This window comes from Paenibacillus sp. BAC0078 (assembly GCF_054483875.1).
Map to the genome: position 1 here is coordinate 98,985 of NZ_JBTLRW010000015.1, position 22,853 is coordinate 121,837.

The following is a 22,853-nucleotide window of genomic DNA, read 5'->3' on the forward strand; positions in this document are numbered from 1 at the left end:
AGGAGCGGAGCGACCGGAAATCCAAAATCCCGCGGAATGACGGCTTCATCAACGCCTCCCTACTCACAACTGAAAGGCAGGCGACAAACGCTTGATCGTTATTGGTGGAAAAGGCTACGAGCTCATGTTGGATCATAAGGACGGCTGGAATCCCGAGGCATTTCGCGGAAGATACAGCGAGGTGCTGGACCGTTACGATTACATTATCGGTGACTGGGGCTACAGCCAATTGCGGTTGAAGGGCTTTTACCGGGATAACCATCCCAAGGTTACCCGGGATACGGCGATTTCGGGCATGGTGGATTACATTAATGAATACTGCAATTTTGGCTGCGCCTATTTTGTACTGCATAAGCTGAAGGAGCTACCTAAAGACGGTGTGTTCAAGGACATTCTGATCAAAGAGCCTTCGGTAGCCGGCGCGGACGAAGAGAGGGAGCAGGATTCCCCTGAATCGGCTGCATTGGAAAAAGAAGAGCAAGGAAGGCCATCCAGGCCGTCTTCGCATCAGGCTCCTGCAGCCCGCGACAAGGGCTTGACCGCCCAGGTTAAGGAGAATGCTGCCAAGGACAGACCCGTGCGGGAGCACCAGAGCCGGAATCACCGGAATAAGGACGCCCAGAACAAGAAAAATTATAAGGATACCCAAGGCAGACCGCCGCAAAGCCAGTCTTCGGGTCAGCCGCAGAATCCTTCGAACTAATCAAACAGCAAGAGTGTCTTTGTTGCCGATATGATAACGGCAGCATGAGGCACTCTTTTTTTGTGAAATAAAAAAGGGTGCCTTGGCAGCCGGTTATTCGCGGCTTCAAGACACCCTTGATATGGAGATCAACGCTTGTTATTTTACAGATAGCTTTAATTGGTTCTGGGAGCTGTTATAGCTCCACGTTAGTGCCGGGAATTTCTTGTGGAAGGCGTTTAATTCAATATAGGTCTCGTTGTCATTGATGATTCCCTCTTTGGTAGCCTGGGCGAATCCGTAAACAGTGCCGGCACCGGTAGTGATAACTACCTTCTTGTTCTTGGAGTCCCAAGCGAGTTCACTTTCAGTAAGGGCGGCAAGCACCTTGGCTGAAGCGTAAATCTTATCTCCCTGCTTCAAGAGTCCTACATTTCCTACAAAAGGAATTCCGTTGACATCGAGAATATGATTGTCACCTGAGGCAGTGATGCTGGTCATTCCGGCAAGCTGCAGGGCGGTAATCAATTGGGCGGTTTTTCCCTTGACTTCAATGTCAGGCGACAGCCCGATGTGGTTGAAATCCTCTTTGTTAGGTGTCAAATATTTCTGTGTCGTCAGCTTGAGCTGTGCTCCACCAGAGACAGGAATGAGGCTCTGAATCCGGGCTTTACCGAAGGAACGTGTGCCGACAACCGTGGCCAGCTTGTTATCGCGCAAAGCGCCGGTCAGCGCTTCGGAAGCACTGGCGGTGTATTCATTGGTCAGCACCACAACCGGCACCCCGATTTTACTGCCGTCGGTAATGGCAACAGGGGTCAAGGCTCCGCTTACATCGGAGGTGTACATCATAATCCCTTTGTCCATGAATTTTGTGGCGATATTATAGGCGGAATCCATGTATCCGCCTGTGTTGTCACGCAGATCAAGCACAAGGGATTTCATCCCGGCGGCACGCATCTTGTCCAGTGCGGCGGAGAATTCCTCGTCGGCGTTTTGGGTGAAGCCGCTGATGGAAATGTAGGCAACCTTCTGTCCGAGAATTTTGCTGGTCACAGATACCGATTCAATATCGCTGCGCACGACACTGTAAGTTTTAAGAGCACCGTTTCTTTTTACGAGCAGTGTGACTTTCGTGCCAGCTTTGCCGCCAAGCTCGTCGCCTTGCGTATCTTCGATCTTCACACCATTGATTTTCAGAATGGTATCTCCGCGCTTCAGGCCGGCTTTTTCTGCAGGAGAACCAGGCATTACCTCTTCAATGTACAGATCATTCGAGCTGTACATCATTCTGACACCGATACCCACATATTCGAGATCGACCTGATGGCTAAATTCAGCCGCTTGATCAGCGTCAAAGTACTGGCTGTAAGGATCATCAAGCGTGTCCACCATACCGTCAATGGCTCCGCGGACGAGCGTATCCTTGTCCACTCCCTCAACGTTGTATTTCTCCAAATACTCCATAATTTCATTAATAAGATCGGTGCTCGAAGCCGCCTTGGTGCTGTCAGCAGCGTCAGTAGTCTGAGTGCTGTCCGCTGCCAGTGCAGCCGGCGCAAGAACAAGGGATACAGCCAGACAGCCGCTAAGAACTGTGGTCATTAACTTTCCTGATTTCATGATTGGATACACCCTTTTTTATATGATTTATAATGACATGGTTCTTAAGATTATCATTCAGAGTAGGCAACATGGTAGTTGTCGTCAATGGTCCATGCGCCGCTGTCCGACTTGGAGAATATAAAAATTAAGGACTGCTTGTAGCTCTCTCCCGAATCGGCGTCTTTAACCGAGGTTTCCGCATAAACGGCAGCTTCATCCCCGCCATAATAGAAGATATTCGCATCATTCAATGAGTAGCTGATGTTGTACTTTTTGAAGAAGTCTGCTGTATCCTCCTTGCTCGCGGCATCATATTCTGCTCCGTATGAGGTCATTAGCGCATGGACGCTGTCCAGATTCTTAGCGCTCATGGCTTGTAAATATTTGTTCAGATTGTCTTTAATCACAGAAGCGTCATTCTGCGGAACCACCACAGCGGCCATTCCTTGCTCCCGCGTCAGCAGAATTGAACGATTCTGTACCTCCGTGTCGGAGATCTTCCACACCCCGTTCTTGCGGACCAGACTGTACAAATATTCAAGCTTCTCGTCAGGAAGATAGCGGCCGCTTGTCCGAACGGAGTGTTCTTCGGTATATACAGTAGCTTCGTTGCTCTGAAGGCTCAGGATTTTAAGGCTATCAATGGTGTTTTTTACATCATAGCTCTTGAAATAATCGTTCATGTTGTCAATAGCTTCCGTCTGACCCGGCCCTGAAATGAAAAGGGAATAGAAACCTTTTGCATCCTTTTCATTATAGTATTTGGCAGATGATTGGATAAGCGCTGTAATCTCCTGCTCATCGGCTGCAGCGGATACGGCGGTGGTGATCTTTACCGTTCTGCCGGCTGAATCCCAGACGGCTGTGCCGCCGGTAGCCTCTGCTATGAACCGCAAGGGTATGTATGTCGTGCCGCTAGTTGCGACAGGCGCTGTAGTCAATTTCTTGACAAGCCCGTTGACGGTTGCCCGGTTGCTGCCGACTTTCAGCCGGATTGCCAGATTCGGACCGGTTCCGGTGACTGTTCCTGTCTTGGCATCCCAGAGCACCTTGAGCCCCAGCTTCTCAAATACTACCCGGAAAGGGACCAGCACCGTATTGTTGTGCAGATAAGGAGAGCCGGCGGTAAAAGCAACATTGCTTCCGTTAATATAGACCTTAATCGGTTTTTCTGCGGCAAAAGCGGGAACAGCCAGCGTAAGGGCCAGCAAGCTCATGCCAAGCAGGGATAATAATCTCTTCAATAATCTCTCTCTCCTTTAAAATAACAGCTCTTTGTAAAATAGGTTCATTATACCATCCGTTTTTTCCTGCTGTCTATCCAAACATGTAAGCTTATTTTAAGCGGAATGTTAACGGGTTAAAGCCCATAAGAAAACCGGAAATGCTCCCGCATCTCCGGCTTTCTGTTAGCTAAATTAAATCAGGAACGATCCGCGGACCCGTTCCCAGAACGGAAACGGCCTGTACCTGGCAAAGCTGATTTTTTGGCTGGATACCTGACAACGGACAGAGATCAGATCATCCACCGGAATGTTGTTGTGGTCAACCGTCAGCAACAGGCGCTGATCCTTGCGCGAAAAAATATCGCAGTGATGATGCTTGGGCAGCAGCAGAGGCGAGCCCATTGTCCGGAAGACCCGGTTGTTGATCGACGCAATCTCGGCAATCTGCAGCGCATCAATGGTCGGATGCACCATGGCGCCGCCGAGGCTTTTGTTATAGGCAGTACTGCCTGACGGGGTGGAAATGCACAGGCCATCGCCCCGGAACATTTCAAAGGTAACATCATTAATGTCAACCTGGATAACAACAGTGCCGTCCACCCCTTTCAGCGTGAACTCGTTAAGGGCAATATGCGAGGTAGTGCCGGATTTCTGGTGGATCTCGAGTTCGAGCAGCGGATACTTGACTATCCGGGGCTTATGAGGCCCGGAATCGCCGATTCCACACATATAATCAATCAGGGTAGGCAGCTCATCCGCCTTCCAGTCTGCATAGAAGCCCAAGTGCCCGGTGTGAACACCTACAAAGGCCAGATTGGGAATCTGATTAATAAAGGTATGAAAAGCATGCAGCATGGTGCCGTCCCCGCCAATCGAAACAACAATTTCAGGAGATTTGGCATCCAGCTCCAGGTTCCGCTCCGCTGCCAGCTTGTGAAATTGCTCTGCAAGTTCGATGGACAGTTCGTCTCCGCGGTCCAGAACATAATATCTCAAGGTGTATAGGCTCCTTTGTCTGATTCAGTCATACACCGATCATAATCAATCTTGACCCGGAACACAATATTTGTTGCAGCGAAAAGTCAGCGGCGGCGCAAGCGCGGTATCCTGCGGAGCAGCCAAGCCAGCAGCGAGAATAGCAGCAGCGAGCCGAGCAGAATGCCCAGCAGGCTTAGACTTCCGGCAAGGCCGGAACCCGGAGAGACAAAGCCTGCGGCGGCTGGCGTCGAGCCAAAATCCCTGGAGAGCCCCGAGCCTACCACGGGCTTCCAGAGCAGCAGGAGCAGTCCCGCTGACAGGAAGGCATGTATCAGCCGGGCGGCCATAAAGGGCAGGTAACGCAGCCCGGTGCCGTTAAGGATACTGGCTACCTGCGCATGCACAGACAACCCGCCCCAGGAGAGGATAAAGGCGGCTGCGGCAGCTTTAAATTGCAGCGGGACTGCCGATGCTGCCGCTCCGGCTGAACGGGCGCCCAGTGTCACCTCGAAGAGGCCGCTGACCAGAGCTTTGGACAGCTCCAAAGGAAAACCCGCCAGATTCAGCAGATTTGCTGTACCGGCAAAGAGTACGGACATGATTCCTGCGCGGGACAGCAGCTCCATCAGCACATTAAAGAATACAACCAGCCCCCCTACGACAATAATAAGCTGTAATGAGGACCCAATCGCACCCTTCAGGAGTTCGCCCAGGCTCCGGCCGTCCTTCCGCCGGGCTTCGGCCATGGATCGAAGCGCCAAGGCAACTCTTCCGGAGCTGGAAGCAGCTGGAGTGCCCTTGTACCCATCCGGCACAACCGGCCCGCTGGATCGAGGTTCCCGCCGTCCGTGAAACGACATGAGCAGTCCGACAATTAAGCCGCCCCCATAATGGGCGAGCGCCAGGATCAGCCCTAATGAAGCATCGTGGAAGAACCCGACGGAGACAGCGCCCAGCAGGAAGATCGGGTCGGAGGAGGTGGTGAAGGCCACCAGCCGCTCGCCCTCTACACGGCTAATCAGCTCCTGCTCGCGCAGCTTGGCGGTTAATCTGGCGCCAACGGGGTATCCTGATACATATCCCATAGCCGCCACAAAGCCGCCGCTGCCAGGAATGTTGAAGAGCGGACGCATAAGGGGATCAAGCAGCGCGCCAAAAAGATGAACAACGCCGAAGCCCAGCATGATTTCGGATATCACGAAGAATGGAAACAACGAGGGGAACAGCACATCCCACCAGACAGCCAGTCCGCGCAGCGCAGCCTCCAGAGAGCTTGCCGGATGGATCAGCATCAGCAGCATGCACCCAGCCAGAATACCGCCCATCAGGGGGCCGTAGGTTTTTTTCAGAATCATCATCAACGCCTCCCGGTATATGGTTAGATGTATGCGAAAATTAGGACAAACAGCACAAAAAATATAGGTAAGCGGTTACAGTTTATTGTGCTTTTTCGCTGAAATTATGGTATTATAAAATTAATTAATGCACACCTTATAAGGGATGGAGTGATGGTGATGAGTGTAGTTGCCGGAGTTCTTGTTTGTGCTTTTGTATATGTCATCCGGGTCTCTCTCGTCCCTCCTGGTGATGAGGAATTTCGGACCTATTAAAATACTCAAGGCGCTGAACAAATTGTTTGGCGCTTTTTTTCTGATTGTAAGGAACAAATAAGTATACTTAAAGGCAGATAACCGTGCGGCGTAAATTTTGGTATAATACTAATGGCGTTATATTAATATGGAAGAAAGCTGGTAACCTCCGATGAATCCAAATGACAGCATTTACGACAGCCTGGGGGGCGCTGAAGGTCTTCACCGTCTGGTGGAGGTATTCTATGCCAAGGTACAGCTTCATCCGCAACTGGGACCATTATTCCCTGCAGACATCACTCCGGTTATGGAGAAGCAGTATCAATTCCTGAGTCAGTTTTTCGGCGGTCCAACGCTGTATTCAGATCAGCATGGCCATCCGATGATGAGAGCAAGGCATATGCATATTCCTATTACGCCGGCGCGCGCGGAGGATTGGCTGGAATGCATGAAAGAGGCGCTGGAGGAGACGGGGGTGGCGGAACCCCTGCGTTCGTTTGTAATGAGCCGGCTCGCGGGACCTGCGCATCATTTTGTCAACATGCCCCAGGAGTAAACGCGTAGATGATCGTGAAAGGATGAGGGCATTTGCCGGAATTAATACCTCTTTACTCTATTAAAGTTATCTGCTGCAATTGTGAACATGAGTTTTCGACCTCAAGAGTGCGTCCAAGCCTCAAAAAGGCTATTCGACGGGACGCGGATTTCTGCTCCTATTACAAGAACGAGAATCCTGATTATTATGTCGTGCGTGTCTGTCCAAGCTGTGGCTTTGCTTCTACGGAGAATTCAGCGGACAAGCTGGCTGACTGGCAGCGCAAGTCATTCAGTGATCAAGTGGGCAAACGCTGGATTAGCCGGGATTTCGGAGAGAAGCGCGACTGGGAAGCTGCACTTGAGACGTACAAGCTTGCGCTTATCTGTGCCCAGAGCATCAAGGACAAGGACCGGATTATCGCCAGCCTGCTGCATCATATCGCCTGGATGTACCGCTACAAGGGCGATACGGCGCAGGAGCAGCGTTTCTTGCAGTATTCGCTTGATATGTATGTTAAGGTGTTTGAAAATGACGGCATTGTCGGGAATGATGCCCGCCTGATGTACCTGATCGGTGAGCTGTACCGCCGCATCGGCGAATTCGGCAATGCCGTGAAGTGGTTTTCCCGCTTGATCAATGATCAGAAAATTACGGATGCCGCGATGATTCGGGCAGCCCGCGAGCAGTGGGCCATTCTTCGCGAACAAATGCACGGGGATGGGGTAAGTCCGGATGGACTGCCTTCAGCTACATAGAGCGCTTCAGGAAGATACCCATCAGCGCTTGCTGAAGGGTGTCTTCTGAAACATCAGTCCAAAAAACGCACAAGGATGCTTGTCCTAGTGCGTCTTATGGGTGTGCCTGGGCTAATCTGTACACACAGGATCAGCGTACAGCCTGATCAAACAGCAGGTAGTCGCTATCATTGTCGATGACCGTCAGGCTGGTGTTGCAGCAGGGAAAGACCAGCAGCTTTTTTTTGCCGTCGCGGACCGTCTGCAGTTCCTTCGGCTTCATGGGCAGCAGGACGTTCTCCTTGCTGCAGAACGGGCAGTACTGCACGTACAGGTCGCCCAATAGAATGTCATAAGGCCAGGTATGGCTGAATGGTATCATTGCTTTTCCTTCTCGGGGGGCAGGGTTTCCGTTTTGTCTTGCGGTTCGCCGCCGTCTTGCTTCTTGGATAATTCCGCAATCTTTTGCAGCAAAATATGTTGAGGCATATGCATCAAGTGTTCCAGCGGAACGCCAAGTTGTTTGGATAACGTGATGGCCGTCTCAGGTGAGATTTTCAGTGGCGCCATGTGAATGCCCTCCTAAAATATTATTGTTAGCGATATTATGCCGCAAGCGTAAGCTTGATCTTGCCGGCATGTGCTGTATCGTACTTCACTTTACCATGGCTTCAGGCCAAACACAAAGAAAACCAAATGCGAATAGAAGGAATGGTGAGACTACATGAAACATCCTCTGTCATTGACTTGGGAGCTCGATTCCCTTTTTCCGGGAGGATCGGCTTCACCGCAATTTGAGAGCTACTTGAAGAAGCTGGAGACTGATATTGAGGCATTGGGGCAGCAGGTAGCGGCTTCCGTGCCTCCAACCGATGCTGAATCAACGAAGAAGCTGGATAGTGTGATAGCGCTTCTGCAGAGCTGCTCCGGCCGTCTGCTTCAGGCTGCGGAATTCACCGGCTGTCTTGGCGCCCAGGATCAACTGGACAAAGGAGCTGTGCGGCTCTCCTCTAAAGTAACAGGAATGCGCGCCGGATTTGAAGGATTCAGCTCACAATTTGACAATGTGCTACGTCAAACATCGGATGAAGTATGGAGCCTATGGATGGCCCGTCCAGAGGTTGCCCCGCTGGAATTTGTGCTTAGCGAAAGCCGTAATCTGGCCCGTGAGAAGATGAGTCCGGAGCTGGAAGGCCTTGCGCTGTCCTTGGCTGTCGACGGCTATCATGGCTGGGGCGAGCATTATGAAACGATTGTCGGCGCAATACAGATCCCCTATGAAGATGAAGAAGGGACCAAGCTGCTGTCAGTCGGACAGGCATTCAACAAGCTGGATGATGCCGATCCGAATGTGCGCAAGACGATGTTCCGCAAATGGGAAGAGGCTTGGGGAGGCGCTGCGGATTACTGCGCTGATACCCTCAATCATTTGGCCGGATTCCGCCTGAATCTTTATAATGGCCGGGGCTGGGAGGATGTGCTCAAGGAACCGCTTGGCATCAACCGCATGTCGCGTGAAACGCTGGATATGATGTGGGATGTCATCACGGGGAGCAAGCCGGCACTCGTCTCTTACCTCAAACGCAAAGCCAAGGTTCTGGGGCTGGAATCCCTGGCTTGGGTGGATGTGGATGCGCCTGTAGGCAAATCTTCCGGCAAAATTCCTTATGATGAGGCAGCAAAAGACATTGTTGCGCAATTCCGCAAATTCAGTCCGAAGATGGCGGATTTTGCCGAGCGCGCTTTCGACAGCAACTGGATTGAGGCTGAGGACCGTCCGGGCAAACGTCCCGGGGGCTTCTGCGTTTCTTTCCCGGAAAGCAAGGAATCCCGCATCTTTATGACATATGGCGGCACGCCGTCCAGTGTTTCGACACTGGCGCATGAGCTTGGACATGCCTATCATTCCTTCCTGCTGGATGATCTCCCCTACTTCAACCAGAATTATGCCATGAACGTAGCGGAGACGGCTTCAACCTTCGCCGAGGTCATTGTGGCGGATGCTCAGGTGAAGGCGGCGGCCAGTGATGAAGAGAAGCTGGCCCTGCTGGAAACGAAGATCCAGAACAGTGTGGCCTTTTTCATGAATATTCATGCCCGCTTCTTGTTCGAGACCCGTTTTTATGAGAAACGCAAGGAGGGGCTTGTGAATGCCGAAGAATTATCTGAGCTCATGGTAGAAGCCCAGAAGGAAGCCTACTGTGGCGTGCTGTCTGAATATCATCCGCATTTCTGGGCGGCCAAGCTGCATTTCTATGCTACCGACGTTCCTTTCTATAATTTCCCGTATACCGTTGGGTATATGTTCAGTACGGGGTTATACCGGCTTGCGCTGCAAGAGGGGGCTTCTTTTGCCGACAAATACGACAGCTTGCTGCGGGATACGGGGATCATGACGCTGGAAAATCTGGTATCCAAGCATCTCGGTGTGGACTTGACCCAGCCGGATTTCTGGCAGGGAGCGGTGGAGCTGATCACGGCGAATATTAACGAATTTTTGAGAATGACGGAGCATTTGGCCTAAGAAATTTGTCTGAACTAAGGCATTTCATATTTTTGCAGCCTGAAATCAATGCTTATGAGCCTTGTATGAACACGCAAAGACCCCTTTTTGGGGTCTTTTTTGTTTATTTTATTGCTCGAAAATTTGTCGAATTAAGACGATTCGTAGAAGGATATGTATAATAAAATAATGCAATTTGCGCATTTATAGGGATTAATGCCCAATTATGTTGAATAATGTTGAAGCCCCCTTGGTAGTGGCCTATAATGAGCCTAAAGCCTTATATAAGGCGTGCTAACAGGTAAGTTAAGCGCACAAAACTAAGAAAATTACGAAACAAGTTTTGTACGAAGAACAGCCAGGTAGTTATGCTCACAAAACTTTTAGGGGGATACATATGTTAAGAACGGAACAACTATCACTGGCACGACAGATTGATTTGGTGTTTAAGGAACTGCAGGAGGAATTGTCAGGATTGTCTTCCGGTACGGTTTTCGTGCAAATCAGGAATAACGCCATTGGCAAATTCGGCATCCGCCACAATCCGCTGAACGGGCGAAGCGGCACGTTTGAGGAAGAGCAGGAGGGATTAACCGCAAGCCAGCAATCCTCCTTCCGGCTTATGGCCTTAGAGAGCCTAAAATTCAAGCGGCGCTGGACACATGGAGAAATCAGCTACGAATTCGCAGTCCGCAAGGGAATGGTAGTAGTCGATGCCACGCTGGAGTCCAATTACAATATGGCCAACCTGATGATCCGTTATCCCCGCAATGTTCAAACGGGCAACACTGATCAATCCTTCGGCTGAGTTATACATAGATATACGCAAGCAAAAGCCCTCCTGCGTTCTGGCGAGAAGCGCGGGAGGGCTGAGAAGCTAGTCCGCTTCAGGCATTTGGCCTGGCGGGATACTTATGATAAGGCTAGTTACTATGCACGACCGGACAGTTGTTGCTCTGCCAGCTGCACCAGACGTTTGGTGATGTAACCTCCCAAAGAACCGGTTTCGCGGGAAGTGTAGTTCCCGTAATAACCGTCAGCTGGGATTGTTACACCTAGCTCTTGTGCTGCTTCATATTTCAATTGCTGAAGAGCTGCAGTTGCTTGGGGAACGACCAGGTTGTTGGAACGGCTACCGCGACCTTGTTGACCTGCTTGACCCATGTTTGTTCACCTCCTTCGCCCGTTGTGAAGATAGTATGAGCGCTAGGAGAAGAATTCATGCACGGGTTCGAAAGGTTTGAAGGGTGGTAATTATATGAAATTTATAGCCCGGGATAGATCATTTCAAGAGCGCTTGTCAGAGCCAGAGTCTGGCCGGGCTCCAGGATGATCATGCCTGTAAAAGAAGTATCCTTGGGCAGATTCGGTGCATCCGGCAGCCAGGTATAGGGCTCTATGCACAGAAATTGTTCGGCTTGCCCTTTCGTATATATCACCCAGTGACGGAAGAAGTCTTTGTCTGCAGAATAGCGGAGCCCATAGCCGTCATTACGCATCAGCACAGCCTCTCCAGGCTGCTGCTCTCCCATCCGCAGTACGGTGTCAAGATCAGTGTTCTCCAGGTTCATGCCTTGTTGTAGTGCCTCCAAATCGCCTAGAGGCAGCAGATTGCCGCTCGTCAGCAGCTCATCGTTCAGCTCATAGACAGCTTCAGCCGGAAGCTGCAGCTTCCAGCGGCCAGGCTCGCCATCAAGCATGAACCAGGTGTGATATCCGATGCCAAAGGGAATACGTTTGTCTCCTAAATGCGTGACCTTCAGAGTCTGCCGGAGCCGGTTATCCTGAAGCCGGAACGTCATTTCAAATTTGAGCGGAGCGGGGAATTGCTCCATCCAATGTGCATCATCAGTGGTAGTGAATTCCGTAGTTACGGCGCAGCCGTCCTCATCCTCTTCAATATCGCTGACGCACCATGACTGTGTCCGGTGGAGCCCATGAATATGGTTGCCCTCCGCCGTATTCTGCTCGAATTGATAGCTTGTGCCTTCAAACTGAAATTGTCCCTGACGGATTCGTCCGGGGGGAACCAGGAGCGGAATACCGAAATGATATGGCTTCTGCATATAATATTCCAGGTCGCTTTCATCGGGCCGGCGCAGAATTTCCCGGTTCTCCTTACGGTCCAAGAGCGAAATAACGTTGTTGCCCAGTCGCGGCAAAAGCGTGACTTCCAGCTCGCGGCTATGCAGAATATACGTATCATAACCGCCCCACTGCCCTTTGGTCACCTGTTTCATGAGATATATGCTCCTTTGAAATAACTGTGATCTGATTCAAACACGAATAACCTTATCATACCAGATTTATGTTCCCGTGGTTAAGTCATTTGACAACTTCTCTGTATCGCACTATGATGAATGCATTCATGAAAATGACAATGTGATGACAGGGACAAGTAAGCGGCAAGTGTACCTTCAGAAAGCCGGTGGTTGATGCGAACCGGCGGGATGCTGCCGTCCGAATGGACCCATGAGCGCCGCGATTGAACAGGCCTTCAGAAGCCTTAGTAGACCGGCCGGCTCTTCCCCGTTAAAGGAAGCCAAGGCAGCTTGCTTATGCCTCTCTAAGGGGGATGCAAGCGGCGAATAAGGGTGGCACCACGGTCTCACGTCCCTTGCGGATGTGGGGCTTTTTTGCGTGTTTCCTGAATCAGATAACATCAAACGGAGGGAATATTATGGCTAAAAAAGTATTGTCCGGCATTCAGCCCAGCGGTTCACTCACCTTGGGCAACTACATCGGAGCGATCAAGAACTTCGTCAAGCTGCAGGAGGAGCATGAATGCTACTTCATGGTAGTGGATTTGCATGCGATTACGGTCTCCCAGGACCCGGCCGCACTGCGTGAAAATTCGGAATCCGTGGCCGCGCTCTATCTTGCCGCAGGTATTGATCCGAAAATTTCGAATGTCTATATGCAGTCACATGTACCGCAGCATGCGGAGCTGGGCTGGATTGTGACGACGCTCACCGCAATGGGCGAGCTGGAACGGATGACACAATTCAAGGATAAATCCTCCGGTAAAGATTCTGTGGGTGCGGGATTGTTCGTGTATCCCTCGCTGATGGCTGCGGACATTCTGATCTATAATGCAGACTTGGTTCCCGTAGGAGAAGACCAGAAGCAGCATCTGGAGCTGACACGCGATTTGGCGGGACGCTTCAATCACCGGTTCGGCGAATTCTTCACTGTGCCTGATCCGTATATTCCGGAAGTGGGTGCGCGTATTATGTCACTGGATGACGGCACCAAAAAAATGAGTAAAAGCAACCCGAATCCGGGCAGCTATATCGCACTGTTGGACCCGCCGGATGTTATCCGCAAAAAAATCAGCCGGGCGACAACCGACTCCGGGCGTGAAGTTATTTTTGATCCGGCGAACAAGCCGGAGATCAGCAACCTGATGAGCATTTACGCCGAATGCTCGGGAATGACCCTGCAGCAGATTGCCGACCGGTACGAAGGGCAAATGTACGGGGGCTTCAAAAAGGATCTGGGAGAAGTTCTCGTGGCAACGCTTGAACCCCTCCAGCAGAAATATAAGGAAATCCGCAGCTCCGGCGCCCTGAGCGATATTCTCGCCGAAGGCGCAGAGCGGGCTCGCGAAGTTGCTGCCCAGACACTTGCAGGTGTTAAAGAGCGGATGGGATTCCTGCCGCTGCGTTAAGAGGAACGCTGTGCTGTGGCTTCAGCCTTGCGTCTCAGTCTCGCCTTAACGATAAAACCCCAGCCAATGTTGAGTATGCACAAGACGCCAAGCAGCAGAGCCAGCCAGATATTATAGCTGATGGAGATGGAAGCTGCGGTAAGAATAAGAATGGAGGAGCATGCGAACCAGAGCGATAGACCTTTACCCATAAACGCAGCCTTCTTTCTGAATAGTGAGTGAGCGAATCCCGGAGCGTTGTATGCGCTGCGGGATTTTGTGTTTTTTGCAAAAGTGAAAACGCTTTATGGTGATTGTGCCCTATACGGCAGCAGGCGTCAAGCTGAAAAAAAGCGCCCGCAGCACGGACGCCTTTCCAGCAAAGCTATAGCTTCATCGACCCCGGATCAATGGCGAACCGTTCATCCAGCTTTTCACTGCTGAGCCAACCTACATAGGTGTTGAGTGGATGATATTGCTTATCCATAACAAGCACTGCGACGAACGGAAATTGCTTGCGGTGTAAATAACGCACATCCCCCCAGCGTACAATATAACCTGAGGGCAGCACTTCAACTTCGGCAACCGCATAGGAGGTAAAGTACAGAAAGGACTGAATGTCAGGATGGGCTTTGGAACGCTCAACTGCCGGATGAGTGGAGCATACCGCATGCTTGAACCATTCGAGCTTTCTTCCGTTTAGCTGGCCGACATTGTAGCTCCCGTCCGGCTTAGCCTTCACTACGTTCCAGCGTGTCGGGGAAACGGTGGGAATCACAATATAGCGGTCGCCGGCATGGTGATGGGTATCTTTATTCTGAATATTCCTTGTTAGCCGCGAATGGACCAGAGTCCGCCAAACATAATAAAGCGCAGTGCAGCTGTACAAGGTGATGAATAAGGGGGCTGGAGGAATGATCCCGCTGATCCAGAGAATAATTGCCGCCGAGTGGCTGCCGAAAATAAACGGATCGAAGATATGGATAATATTCCAGGCAATCCATTTCTCAGTGAAGGGACGCGCAGCCTGGGTGCCGTAGGTATTGAACAGATCAGAGAATACGTGAACGGCCACACCGATGAGGCTCCATAGCGCGATATGGCTCAGGAAATGAAAATTTGTGAATCCGAATACCGGTCCGATGACCAGTGTGATCAAAGCGGGCCACAGCAGTAAAAATGGCAAGGAATGCGTGATTCCCCGGTGGTTACGGATATACATCGCATTACCCTTCAGGCGAAGCGCAGTATCGGCATCGGGTGCCTGAGAAGCAAGTACAGTAGCGACCATGACGGCTCCGGCCAGCGTCGGGTGGGAGGCGACAACAGGATCGACGAAGGAAAGTCCGGCGAGTCCGAGGCCCATAACAAAGTGTGTAGCGGTATCCATTGGTCAGATCTCCTTTGTACGTAGGTTCTCTATTAATTACTACCCAATTTCATGTCCAGTTATTTAAAGGGGGCTAAATAAATTTTGTCACGTAATTGTCAAAATGATGAACATTAAAGTCAATGATTGTCAAAGTATTTTACGGTTTGTTATGATAAAGTTAACAGCGAAACGAATGACATTCTCAATACAGAACGTTAGAAGTCCCAAAGAAGGAGGAACACCAAACGTGGACAATCATTTGAGATATCAGGCTTCGTCCGATTCCGCGGCCCTGTCTGCCAAATCGCCCAAGGAAGGTGCGAACTGGCGCGATTTCATTACTGTGACGAAACCCGGCATCATCCGCTCCAATTTGATCGCTGCTTTTGCAGGCTACTGGGTAGCTTCAGGCTGGGATGTGCAGTATGGCCGGTTAATTCTGACTCTGCTCGGCACAATGCTGGTTATGGCTTCGGCCTGTGTATTTAATAACTATTTCGACCGTGATCTGGATATGAAGATGGAAAGAACGCGTGAGCGCGGTCTTCCAACGGGAAGACTCAAGCCGAATACCGTGCTGCTCTACGCCATCGGGCTTGGGATAGCCGGACTGGCAGTACTGTTTGCCTTCTCGGGCGTATTGGCCGGATTGTTCGGCATTGTCGGCATGTTCGTTTACGTAGTAGTGTACACCCTTTGGCTGAAAAGAACATCTACATGGAGCACATCGGTAGGGGCCATCTCCGGCGCTATGCCACCCGTTATAGGATATGTGGCAGTTACCGGAAATGTTGATTTGGGTGCATGGCTGCTGTTCGCTATGCTGTTTCTCTGGCAGCCGCCTCATTTCTGGGCGCTTGGCATCCGCCGCAAGGAGGAATACAGAGCTGCGGGATTCCCGCTCCTTCCGGTGGTTAAGGGAACACGGCGCACCAAGCTGCAGATGATCCCTTATGTGGCGCTCCTGCTGCCGGTACCGGTGCTGATGTATGCATATGATTATGCGGGCATCTTTTACCTCGTTATCTCTGCGGGCTTATCGCTCGGCTGGCTGTACTTAACCCTGAAGGGGTTAACGGCAAAGGATGACGAAGCCTGGGCGAAGCAAAATTTCCTCTTCTCCATCAATTACCTGACGGTCAGTCTGATTGCGCTTGTGCTGAACACGATTCACGGTTAAGAGAGGAGAATGTCCTGTGCAGACCTTGAAACGTTACAAATGGACTTGGCTTCTGCTGCTGCTGGCAGTGGGCATGGCCATTTATCTGGCAGTTAATTCTTTGAGCAATGGTCCAGGGAAGCTGCCGATCATTGGGAAAGTACAGGACTTCTCACTTGAGAATGTAGACGGGAAGCAGGTCACTTTGGCCGATACGCAGGGCAAACCAAGACTGGTCTATTTCTTCTTTACTGAATGCCCCGATGTGTGTCCTGTTACCACTTACATGCTATCGCAGACCCAGGATTTGCTGGTCAAGGACGGCAGCTTCGGCAAGGATGTGGAGTTTGTCTCTATTTCCTTTGATCCGAAAAAGGACACGCGGGAGGCGATCAGAGCGTTCGCCGACCGGTTCCACGCCGATTATAACGGCTGGTATTTTCTGCGCGGCGATCAGGAGCAGGTGCGCAGCCTTGCTGCCGACTCCTTCAAAATCTTGATTTATGGCGACAACAAGGATAATTTTGCCCACGCCAACCTGATTGGTCTTGTGGATCGGGACAATAGGCTGCGGGGGTTATATGACGCCGGGGATACGGAGCAAGTGACACCGCAATTTTTGGCTGATGCATTGAAAAAATTAATACGTGAATAATGCAATATGAGACAGAAAAACACCTTGTCCGGTTTCCTGCGTCCTGCGCAAGAAGCGGAACAAGGCGTTTTTTTTGTCCTTATCCATATGAGGCTACGGCTCCAGGTAAGGCGAAGGCGGGGGATAGATGATGAACTCTTCAAGCCCGGCTTTTTCAAGCTGGGTAATGCTGTATTCATCGGGGGTGCCCTCCACTCCGGCATAACCTCTTCTGGTATAAATGTGAACGGCATCGGGGAAGGCATCACCCAAGACGCCGCGTATTTTTTTGCCCGAGCTGTCATTGTCCATATACAGGTATACTTCCCTGTCTCCTATATTGCGACGCAGTGTTTCAAGCTTAAGTGTATTCAGTGTGCCGTAGGTGCACTGAATGTCGACTTCCGGTGCCAGCAGCCGCCGTAATCTGCTGCGGTCATTTTTACCTTCGACAATGATGGTGATGGGCATATTCTGTCAGCCTCCCCCGGTGGTGATGTATCTATGATGCTATTTTACCTAAGAGCCGCACTTTTTAACAGTGAAGGTGCATTATAGATTCATTCCCCGGGAAATGTCGTAAAAAGAAACAATCACCCGGCGGACGCTGCTGGCCGGGTGATTGCGGGCTTAGTGATTCGGCAAATGCAGACAAACTAGAATATTCCGGCACTCAGGATGATTACCAGCAGGATATACAGAACCAGAATGGTAGTCGTAGAAGTCCAGGATACAGGAGCTACAGGTTCCGGGTTCGGAGCGCAATAATCACTCATCGGATATTCACCACGCTTTCGGATGTGGTTGTTTGCTTACATTGTATAATATGTCAATGTATTTGAGATGTTTGTACGGTCGCCTACTGGTGTACTGGCGTGATGCAGACCTGCGACACATACGGCTTCTTGTGGCCTCAAGCAGCGGGATTATTCCATTCCGCGCGGTATGCCTGAAGCTTGCCGGAGCCTCTGGGCGGGAGCAGCAGAATGGCGGTCATCAGCAGCACAAAGGCAATGAAGTAAGGAGAGACGAAGCCCCGCAGTTGTCCGGCAGCAACCGGACCGGCAAACGCGCCGAGCGACATGGCAATCGACTGGAATGAGAAGGTACGGCCCATCCGCCCCTCGTCGCTCAGACTAATAAAGAGCGAGGCCATAGCCGGAAAGAGCACGCCTTTGGCTGCTCCAAGCAGGAAAAGAATTACACCCGCAGGGATACTGCGGAATGCAGCCAGCGAAAAGAAGCATAGCGCCATGCCCAGCAGAGCAGCGGTGATTCTTATCCCCGGTGCAAGCCGGTTGAGGAATAAGAGGCTAAGCGTTACAAGCGCTCCCAAGCTAAGGAGGGACAGCAGGATTCCGGTCGACAGCAATCCCTTGCTTCCCTGCGACAAAGGAAGCTCGAAGAACAGCACGCCTTGCGAGCAGGAGACGAAAAAGGGCAGCAGGTAGTAACGCTTTGTAACCGGGGCGGGCTGCAGCTCTGCATTGAGGGAGGGCGCTTCTAATGGCAGGGCCTGCTTGGCAGCGGGCATGATCCGCGAATGCTTCGGCACGCTGAAGTAAGCCATGACGCCGGTGGCGATCAGCAGCCAGCCGAGGGTGCTGAAGGTGCTGGAGTATCCGGCCTTCGCCACAATATACGCGCCGGCAGCCGGAGAAACGACCGAAGCAAGCGTATGGACGATACCGTGGCCGGACATGTATTTGCCTTGGGTCGCGGGAACGGAGGAGAGCGAGGCCAGCAGTGTCATACAGGCCGGAGACAGGAAGGCCAGAACGAAGCCGCTGGCTGCGCGCAGCAGCAGCAGATGCCAGGGAAGCTGCACCTGGGCCTGCAGCAGCAGAAGGGCTCCGGCTGCCGTGAGCGCAAAGACAATATAGCGGCGGCTGCCGTTGCGGTCGACCAGCACACCGGCGAGCAGGTTACCGGGAAGATGAGTCAGCGAATACATGCCCATCATCCAGCCGATAAAGGCTGGTCCTGCGCCCAGCGATAGGGCAAAGGGCGTCAGAATGGGGTACTGGGCATGCAGGTCGAAGAAGGCCAGAAAGAGGAACAAGTACAGCCACAGCGCGGTTTTCACGGGAAAACACCTCCACAGGGCCAGTCTCTGCACCGCAGGGGCGCAGGCAGGCGCTTTTTCGAAAATAAGGCAGGCACGTATTTGCTAAGAATGACCTACTTGTACTCTACGTGAGTCCAGGGAGGCTTATACCATTTTATTGAAGCGTTGCTTGTCCCAGGCCGTACTACAATGAATTATAAGAAGCATTCATGTATAATAATCATTATTATTGAAATGTCCCGGGGACAGGCTCCCTGCAGTGACGAATTTTGGCGATAGGGGTGTTGTGAAATTGATGGATCCGGCAGTGTGGTCACAGTTCATCAGAGAGAATTGGCTTGTTATCGTTATTGCGCTTGTTCTGCTGTTCGCGGTAATTAATCTGATTAAAACCGTTCTGAAGTGGGGGATTGTTATTGCTATCGTCGCAGGTTTATTCATTTACAGCGGGGTTACGATGGATCAAATTGGAAACGCTGTGAATAAGGTGGCCGACGAGACGATAAGCACGCTGAAGAGCGAAGCGCAGGATGTTATGCTGAAGGAAGCGAAAGAGGCCAAATATACCTCCGGTGGTGACGGCACTTTTACGATTACAACGCCTAATCTTGAGGTAAAGGGTGCGGCTGGCAAAGACAAAGTGGAAGTTGTATTCCGCGGGGTCAGCCTGGGCAAGTGGAGTATTACGGACACTACCAAAACATTTATAGATGAAGCCAAGAAAAATCAGTAATGAATCTTGAGCGAATGGAAAGGTGGGACAAACATGCTTAACGGATGGATAAACAGCCTTAGCGATGCCAACATGATTTCGATCCTCCTTCTGCTGGTTGTCCTTTTTTCGCTGCTGCAGGGCTGGAGCCGGGGCTTCGCAAGAGCGGCCGGAGGATTATTCGGCCTGCTCGGGAATGGGCTGCTTGCTGCTCTTGCACTGGCAATGGCCATCCCTGCGGTGATGTATCTGTCGCCCCTGGCAGGAGCCTGGGCTTCGGATATCGTGCTGCCGGACACTAAGCTTAGCGGATGGCAGCAATTGTATTACACAGCCGTCTCTGTCTTGGCAGGCTCGCCGCTTGTGCGTTTTCTGCTGCTTCTATTAGTATCCTACAGCCTGATTCGGCTGATGCTCGGACTGCTGTTCATGCTGCTGCCTTTCCGGCTGCCCCGCCTGCATTCAAGGGGGACAGACCGGAGGATTACGGGAGCCAGCCGTCTCAGCGGCGCACTCATCGGCGGTGTGATCGGGCTTGCGCGCGGCCTCATCCTTGTTCTCATTCTTTACATTGCCGTGGGTCTGAACCCGGACAGCGGCTTCAGCCGGTATGTGGAATCCTCGCCTATCTACAGCCAGAGTGCGGCTGCGGTGTTCGAGCCGCTTGCCGGGGAGGATGTGCGAAGCAAGCTGCCGGTGCTTACTAAGGCGGTTACGGCAGAGATGAATGATATTCTGCGGCGGAAATATGAAGTGATTGACCATGAAATTTCGCCTGACATCGAAGCGGCTGCCGCAGATATCGCAGGACAAGCCAAGGGAGAAGAGGACAAGGCCAAGCTGCTGTATGACTGGGTAGGCTCGCGGATTGCCTATGATTACGGGAAGGCGGAGAACTACGAGCAGAACCGCATCTGGCATGAACAGACGCCGCAGGATACTTTTGATACCCGGCTTGGGGTATGCATTGATTACGCCCGCCTCTATGCTATGATGGCCCGCTCGCAGGGACTTCAGGTTCGTGTTGTCACGGGTCAGGGGTACGATGGCCAGGGCGGATACGGGTCGCATGCCTGGAATGAGGTCTATCTCGCTGACCGAAAGGCTTGGATTCCGCTGGATTCCACCTGGGCGCGCAGCGGAGACTGGTTCAATCCCAAGGATTTTGACAAAACCCATATCAAAGAAAACGTGCTGTGAGAAGGAAGCGGAAGGCTTGGGATCTATGGTACAATAACAGGGCATGCCGGATAGCCGTGTCGATCAGGTAATATCTGGGGTGCACGCGGTCAGCGCTTAAAGTTCACTAAGATAAGGAGAGAATTCGCCGTGAAATGGTTTCGCCTGCCGGGTAAACACCCGGATGGAGATCATGGCCGAAGCACACCTGGACTGCGCATAAATCTATTTTTCTTCGGCACTTTTTTCATTTTTTGTGTAATTATTGTCCGTCTCGCCACACTGCAGTTCGTCGAAGCCGAAGCATTGACCGAAGTGGAAACGAACCAGGAAACGAAGAATGTTCCGCTCTCTGCGATTCGGGGGAATATTTTTGCCGCCGGCGGGGAGAACATCGCATACAATACTTCTACCCAGTCGCTCTATATCACATTAACCAAAGACTATACGGAAAAAATCAAGAATAAAGATACCAAGGAATTTGAATTTTCGGAAAAAGCCAAAGCGAACACCGCTTCTCTGGCAGCGAGACTAGAGGCAGTCTTCAAGCAATATGGCGATCCGGCCGGTAAAAAACTGACACAGAATGATATTACCGCGCTGCTTGATCTCGATTTCAAAAAAGCGCTGGGCTATTATCCGCGTAAAATTAAGTCAGGTCTGACAACGAAGGAAGTTGCCCATTTCCTGGAGCACAAGGATCAGTACCCTGGACTGTCGATTGTGGAGGAAGCCTCACGCCATTATGACAAGGACCTGGTGGCTGTGCAGACGGTTGGCTATATCAAGCCTTTTAAGTCCTCAAACATTCTGCCAATGTACGAGAACATCCGCAATGCGATGAAGGAAAATAATGCCGATCCCGGCTTAGCCTATAAAGAGGATGAATTTGTTGGCTTCTATGGATTGGAACAACAGTACCAGCGTGAGCTCAGAGGGAAAAATGGCTATCAGACTATATCCGTAAACCCGCAGAATATGGCGGAGGAGGTCATCGCATTCGTGCCGCCGGTCAAGGGGAACAACATCTGGATGACGATCAACAAGAATATACAGCAAAATACAGAACAGGCGATTATGGATCAGATCCGCTGGCTGCACACCAATCCGGTAGAGGGGAAACTCCACCCCGATGCCCTGACCGGCTATGCTGTCGCGATGGAAGTGGACACCGGCAATGTAGTGGCGATGGCCAGCATGCCTGATTATGACACCAATGTATGGACAGCCGATAAGTTGGCCCCTGCGGTGTATGACAAAATTAAAAATAACTACCTGAACGGCACAATTACCGATACCACATCCGGAATTTCTGGCAATGGCCTAAAGTCCATAATATATCTGGGTTCCACCATCAAACCGTTAAGCGTGTTAATCGGTCTGAATGAGGGTCTTTTCTCCACAACGGACACTTACAACGACACAGGAATTGCTTATTTCGGTAAAGATGACAATTCTTCAGTAAAGAATTCCTCAGGCCATGTATTGGGACCACTGGACCCGGCGAAGGCGATTCAAGAATCGTCAAATGCCTTTATGGTCGATATGGTTGGCGATCCGCTGTACAAGAAATACCCGGGCAAGGGAATTGAGGTCTGGGACAAATATATGAAGGCCTTCGGACTTGGTGTTTCTACAGAAAGCGGCCTGCCGGGAGAAAAAGCTGGAGTCGCTGAATATAAGAATACCGAGCAGGCCGGCAGCGTCCAGGCTGCCCTGGTCCATGCGTCCTTCGGGCAGAAGGGGAAATATACGGCGCTACAGTTGGCCCAGTATACGGCAACCCTTGCCAATGAGGGAGAGCGGATCAAACCGCAGCTCGTCAGCAAGATTACCGATGCCGATGGTAAAACCGTCAGGGAGTTTCACCGTGAAGTGCTGAACAAGATTTCATTTGATCCTTCTTATTGGAAAGAAATCAAACGGGGAATGAATACGACCGTCAAGGCGTTTGATGGATTTCAGTATGATTTTGCCCGCAAGACAGGCACCTCAGAAATGGAAGCCTACAGACAGGTTCGTGACAACGGCGTGTTTATTGCATACGCGCCCCGTGAGAATCCCAAGCTGGCTGTGGCTGTAGTTATCCCTGAGGGCGGTTTTGGTTCGAACAGCGCCGCCCCGGTAGCACGTAAAATATTTGACGCCTACGACTGGGAATACGGGCTAAGCGGTACACCTAAGAAGAGCCTTGCCCCGGTTCAGGCGTCAACGCAATAATTAAT

23 protein-coding genes are annotated in these 22,853 nt (G+C 51.3%); 11 read left to right on the top strand and 12 right to left on the bottom strand.

Features of this window, described 5'->3' with window-relative positions; all coding sequences use genetic code 11:
• The first annotated feature begins 91 nt into the window (after positions 1-91).
• Positions 92-703 carry a YutD family protein gene (locus tag ACX1DY_RS23275; RefSeq protein ID WP_458966577.1) on the top strand — a complete coding sequence of 204 codons (612 nt, stop codon included), beginning with the start codon at positions 92-94 and terminating at the stop codon, positions 701-703.
• Positions 704-841: 138 nt separating this feature from the next.
• Here ACX1DY_RS23275 and ACX1DY_RS23280 read toward each other — a convergent pair whose 3' ends face one another.
• The 4 genes from ACX1DY_RS23280 to ylbJ form a co-directional block, all read right to left on the bottom strand.
• Positions 842-2,305, bottom strand: coding sequence for a S41 family peptidase (locus ACX1DY_RS23280; protein WP_458966578.1), 1,464 nt, complete (start codon positions 2,303-2,305; stop codon positions 842-844).
• Between the two features lie 53 nt (positions 2,306-2,358).
• Positions 2,359-3,531 (bottom strand): stalk domain-containing protein, encoded by a 1,173-nt coding sequence (locus ACX1DY_RS23285; protein ID WP_458966579.1) that lies wholly within the window; start codon positions 3,529-3,531, stop codon positions 2,359-2,361.
• Between the two features lie 174 nt (positions 3,532-3,705).
• Entirely contained in the window at positions 3,706-4,509 is an 804-nt protein-coding gene (locus ACX1DY_RS23290) for an NAD kinase (protein WP_458966580.1), read from the bottom strand.
• Between the two features lie 86 nt (positions 4,510-4,595).
• Complete coding sequence (gene ylbJ / locus ACX1DY_RS23295) at positions 4,596-5,846, bottom strand: sporulation integral membrane protein YlbJ (RefSeq protein WP_458966581.1); 1,251 nt, start codon at positions 5,844-5,846, stop codon at positions 4,596-4,598.
• 406 nt (positions 5,847-6,252) lie between these two features.
• On the opposite strand from ylbJ, the gene ACX1DY_RS23300 reads away from it, so the two are divergent.
• Positions 6,253-6,636 (top strand): globin domain-containing protein, encoded by a 384-nt coding sequence (locus ACX1DY_RS23300; RefSeq protein ID WP_458966582.1) that lies wholly within the window; start codon positions 6,253-6,255, stop codon positions 6,634-6,636.
• Positions 6,637-6,668: 32 nt separating this feature from the next.
• The gene (locus ACX1DY_RS23305; protein WP_458966583.1) at positions 6,669-7,373 is read left to right on the top strand and encodes a DUF2225 domain-containing protein; all 705 of its coding nucleotides are present in this window, start codon (positions 6,669-6,671) and stop codon (positions 7,371-7,373) included.
• A gap of 130 nt (positions 7,374-7,503) precedes the next feature.
• Here the strand turns inward: ACX1DY_RS23305 and ACX1DY_RS23310 are convergent, their stop codons facing one another.
• Together ACX1DY_RS23310 and ACX1DY_RS23315 are read right to left on the bottom strand one after the other, a co-directional pair.
• Positions 7,504-7,734, bottom strand: a complete 231-nt coding sequence (locus ACX1DY_RS23310) for a hypothetical protein (RefSeq protein WP_458966584.1) — start codon at positions 7,732-7,734, stop codon at positions 7,504-7,506.
• A complete protein-coding gene (locus tag ACX1DY_RS23315) occupies positions 7,731-7,922 on the bottom strand; it encodes a YycC family protein (protein ID WP_458966585.1) in 192 nt (63 codons plus the stop codon). The genes ACX1DY_RS23310 and ACX1DY_RS23315 overlap by 4 nt, the downstream gene beginning before the upstream one ends.
• Before the next feature lie 154 nt (positions 7,923-8,076).
• Here ACX1DY_RS23315 and ACX1DY_RS23320 point away from each other — a divergent pair, with 154 nt between their 5' ends.
• Positions 8,077-9,876, top strand: a complete 1,800-nt coding sequence (locus ACX1DY_RS23320; RefSeq protein ID WP_458966586.1) for a M3 family oligoendopeptidase — start codon at positions 8,077-8,079, stop codon at positions 9,874-9,876.
• Between the two features lie 376 nt (positions 9,877-10,252).
• A complete protein-coding gene (locus ACX1DY_RS23325; RefSeq protein ID WP_458966587.1) occupies positions 10,253-10,663 on the top strand; it encodes an O-methyltransferase in 411 nt (136 codons plus the stop codon).
• Positions 10,664-10,785: 122 nt separating this feature from the next.
• Here the strand turns inward: ACX1DY_RS23325 and ACX1DY_RS23330 are convergent, their stop codons facing one another.
• Both ACX1DY_RS23330 and ACX1DY_RS23335 read right to left on the bottom strand, forming a co-directional pair.
• Positions 10,786-11,019: a small, acid-soluble spore protein, alpha/beta type gene (locus ACX1DY_RS23330; RefSeq protein ID WP_458966588.1), complete on the bottom strand. Its 234-nt coding sequence runs from the start codon at positions 11,017-11,019 to the stop codon at positions 10,786-10,788.
• Positions 11,020-11,120: 101 nt separating this feature from the next.
• Positions 11,121-12,095 (bottom strand): aldose epimerase family protein, encoded by a 975-nt coding sequence (locus ACX1DY_RS23335; RefSeq protein ID WP_458966589.1) that lies wholly within the window; start codon positions 12,093-12,095, stop codon positions 11,121-11,123.
• 440 nt (positions 12,096-12,535) lie between these two features.
• Here ACX1DY_RS23335 and trpS point away from each other — a divergent pair, with 440 nt between their 5' ends.
• On the top strand, positions 12,536-13,525 hold the full coding sequence (trpS, locus tag ACX1DY_RS23340; protein ID WP_458966590.1) for a tryptophan--tRNA ligase: 990 nt from the start codon (positions 12,536-12,538) through the stop codon (positions 13,523-13,525).
• Here the strand turns inward: trpS and ACX1DY_RS23345 are convergent.
• Entirely contained in the window at positions 13,522-13,716 is a 195-nt protein-coding gene (locus ACX1DY_RS23345; RefSeq protein ID WP_458966591.1) for a hypothetical protein, read from the bottom strand. The two genes, trpS and ACX1DY_RS23345, sit on opposite strands and share 4 nt — an antisense overlap.
• A 173-nt stretch (positions 13,717-13,889) precedes the next feature.
• Positions 13,890-14,894 carry a metal-dependent hydrolase gene (locus ACX1DY_RS23350; protein ID WP_458966592.1) on the bottom strand — a complete coding sequence of 335 codons (1,005 nt, stop codon included), beginning with the start codon at positions 14,892-14,894 and terminating at the stop codon, positions 13,890-13,892.
• Between the two features lie 229 nt (positions 14,895-15,123).
• On the opposite strand from ACX1DY_RS23350, the gene cyoE reads away from it, so the two are divergent.
• On the top strand, positions 15,124-16,056 hold the full coding sequence (gene cyoE, locus ACX1DY_RS23355; protein WP_458966593.1) for a heme o synthase: 933 nt from the start codon (positions 15,124-15,126) through the stop codon (positions 16,054-16,056).
• 16 nt (positions 16,057-16,072) lie between these two features.
• Positions 16,073-16,690, top strand: coding sequence for an SCO family protein (locus ACX1DY_RS23360; RefSeq protein WP_458966594.1), 618 nt, complete (start codon positions 16,073-16,075; stop codon positions 16,688-16,690).
• A 93-nt stretch (positions 16,691-16,783) separates the two neighbouring features.
• On the opposite strand, the gene ACX1DY_RS23365 is transcribed toward ACX1DY_RS23360, so the two are convergent.
• Together ACX1DY_RS23365 and ACX1DY_RS23370 are read right to left on the bottom strand one after the other, a co-directional pair.
• Complete coding sequence (locus ACX1DY_RS23365) at positions 16,784-17,140, bottom strand: DNA primase (protein ID WP_458966595.1); 357 nt, start codon at positions 17,138-17,140, stop codon at positions 16,784-16,786.
• 442 nt (positions 17,141-17,582) lie between these two features.
• Entirely contained in the window at positions 17,583-18,755 is a 1,173-nt protein-coding gene (locus ACX1DY_RS23370; protein WP_458966596.1) for an MFS transporter, read from the bottom strand.
• A 277-nt stretch (positions 18,756-19,032) separates the two neighbouring features.
• On the opposite strand from ACX1DY_RS23370, the gene ACX1DY_RS23375 reads away from it, so the two are divergent.
• The 3 genes from ACX1DY_RS23375 to ACX1DY_RS23385 all read left to right on the top strand — a co-directional run bounded on the left by ACX1DY_RS23375 (position 19,033) and on the right by ACX1DY_RS23385 (position 22,848).
• Positions 19,033-19,470 carry a hypothetical protein gene (locus ACX1DY_RS23375; protein WP_458966634.1) on the top strand — a complete coding sequence of 146 codons (438 nt, stop codon included), beginning with the start codon at positions 19,033-19,035 and terminating at the stop codon, positions 19,468-19,470.
• Between the two features lie 33 nt (positions 19,471-19,503).
• Positions 19,504-20,649: a transglutaminase domain-containing protein gene (locus ACX1DY_RS23380; RefSeq protein WP_458966597.1), complete on the top strand. Its 1,146-nt coding sequence runs from the start codon at positions 19,504-19,506 to the stop codon at positions 20,647-20,649.
• Positions 20,650-20,778: 129 nt separating this feature from the next.
• Positions 20,779-22,848, top strand: a complete 2,070-nt coding sequence (locus ACX1DY_RS23385; protein ID WP_458966598.1) for a peptidoglycan D,D-transpeptidase FtsI family protein — start codon at positions 20,779-20,781, stop codon at positions 22,846-22,848.
• The last annotated feature ends 5 nt before the right edge of the window (positions 22,849-22,853 follow it).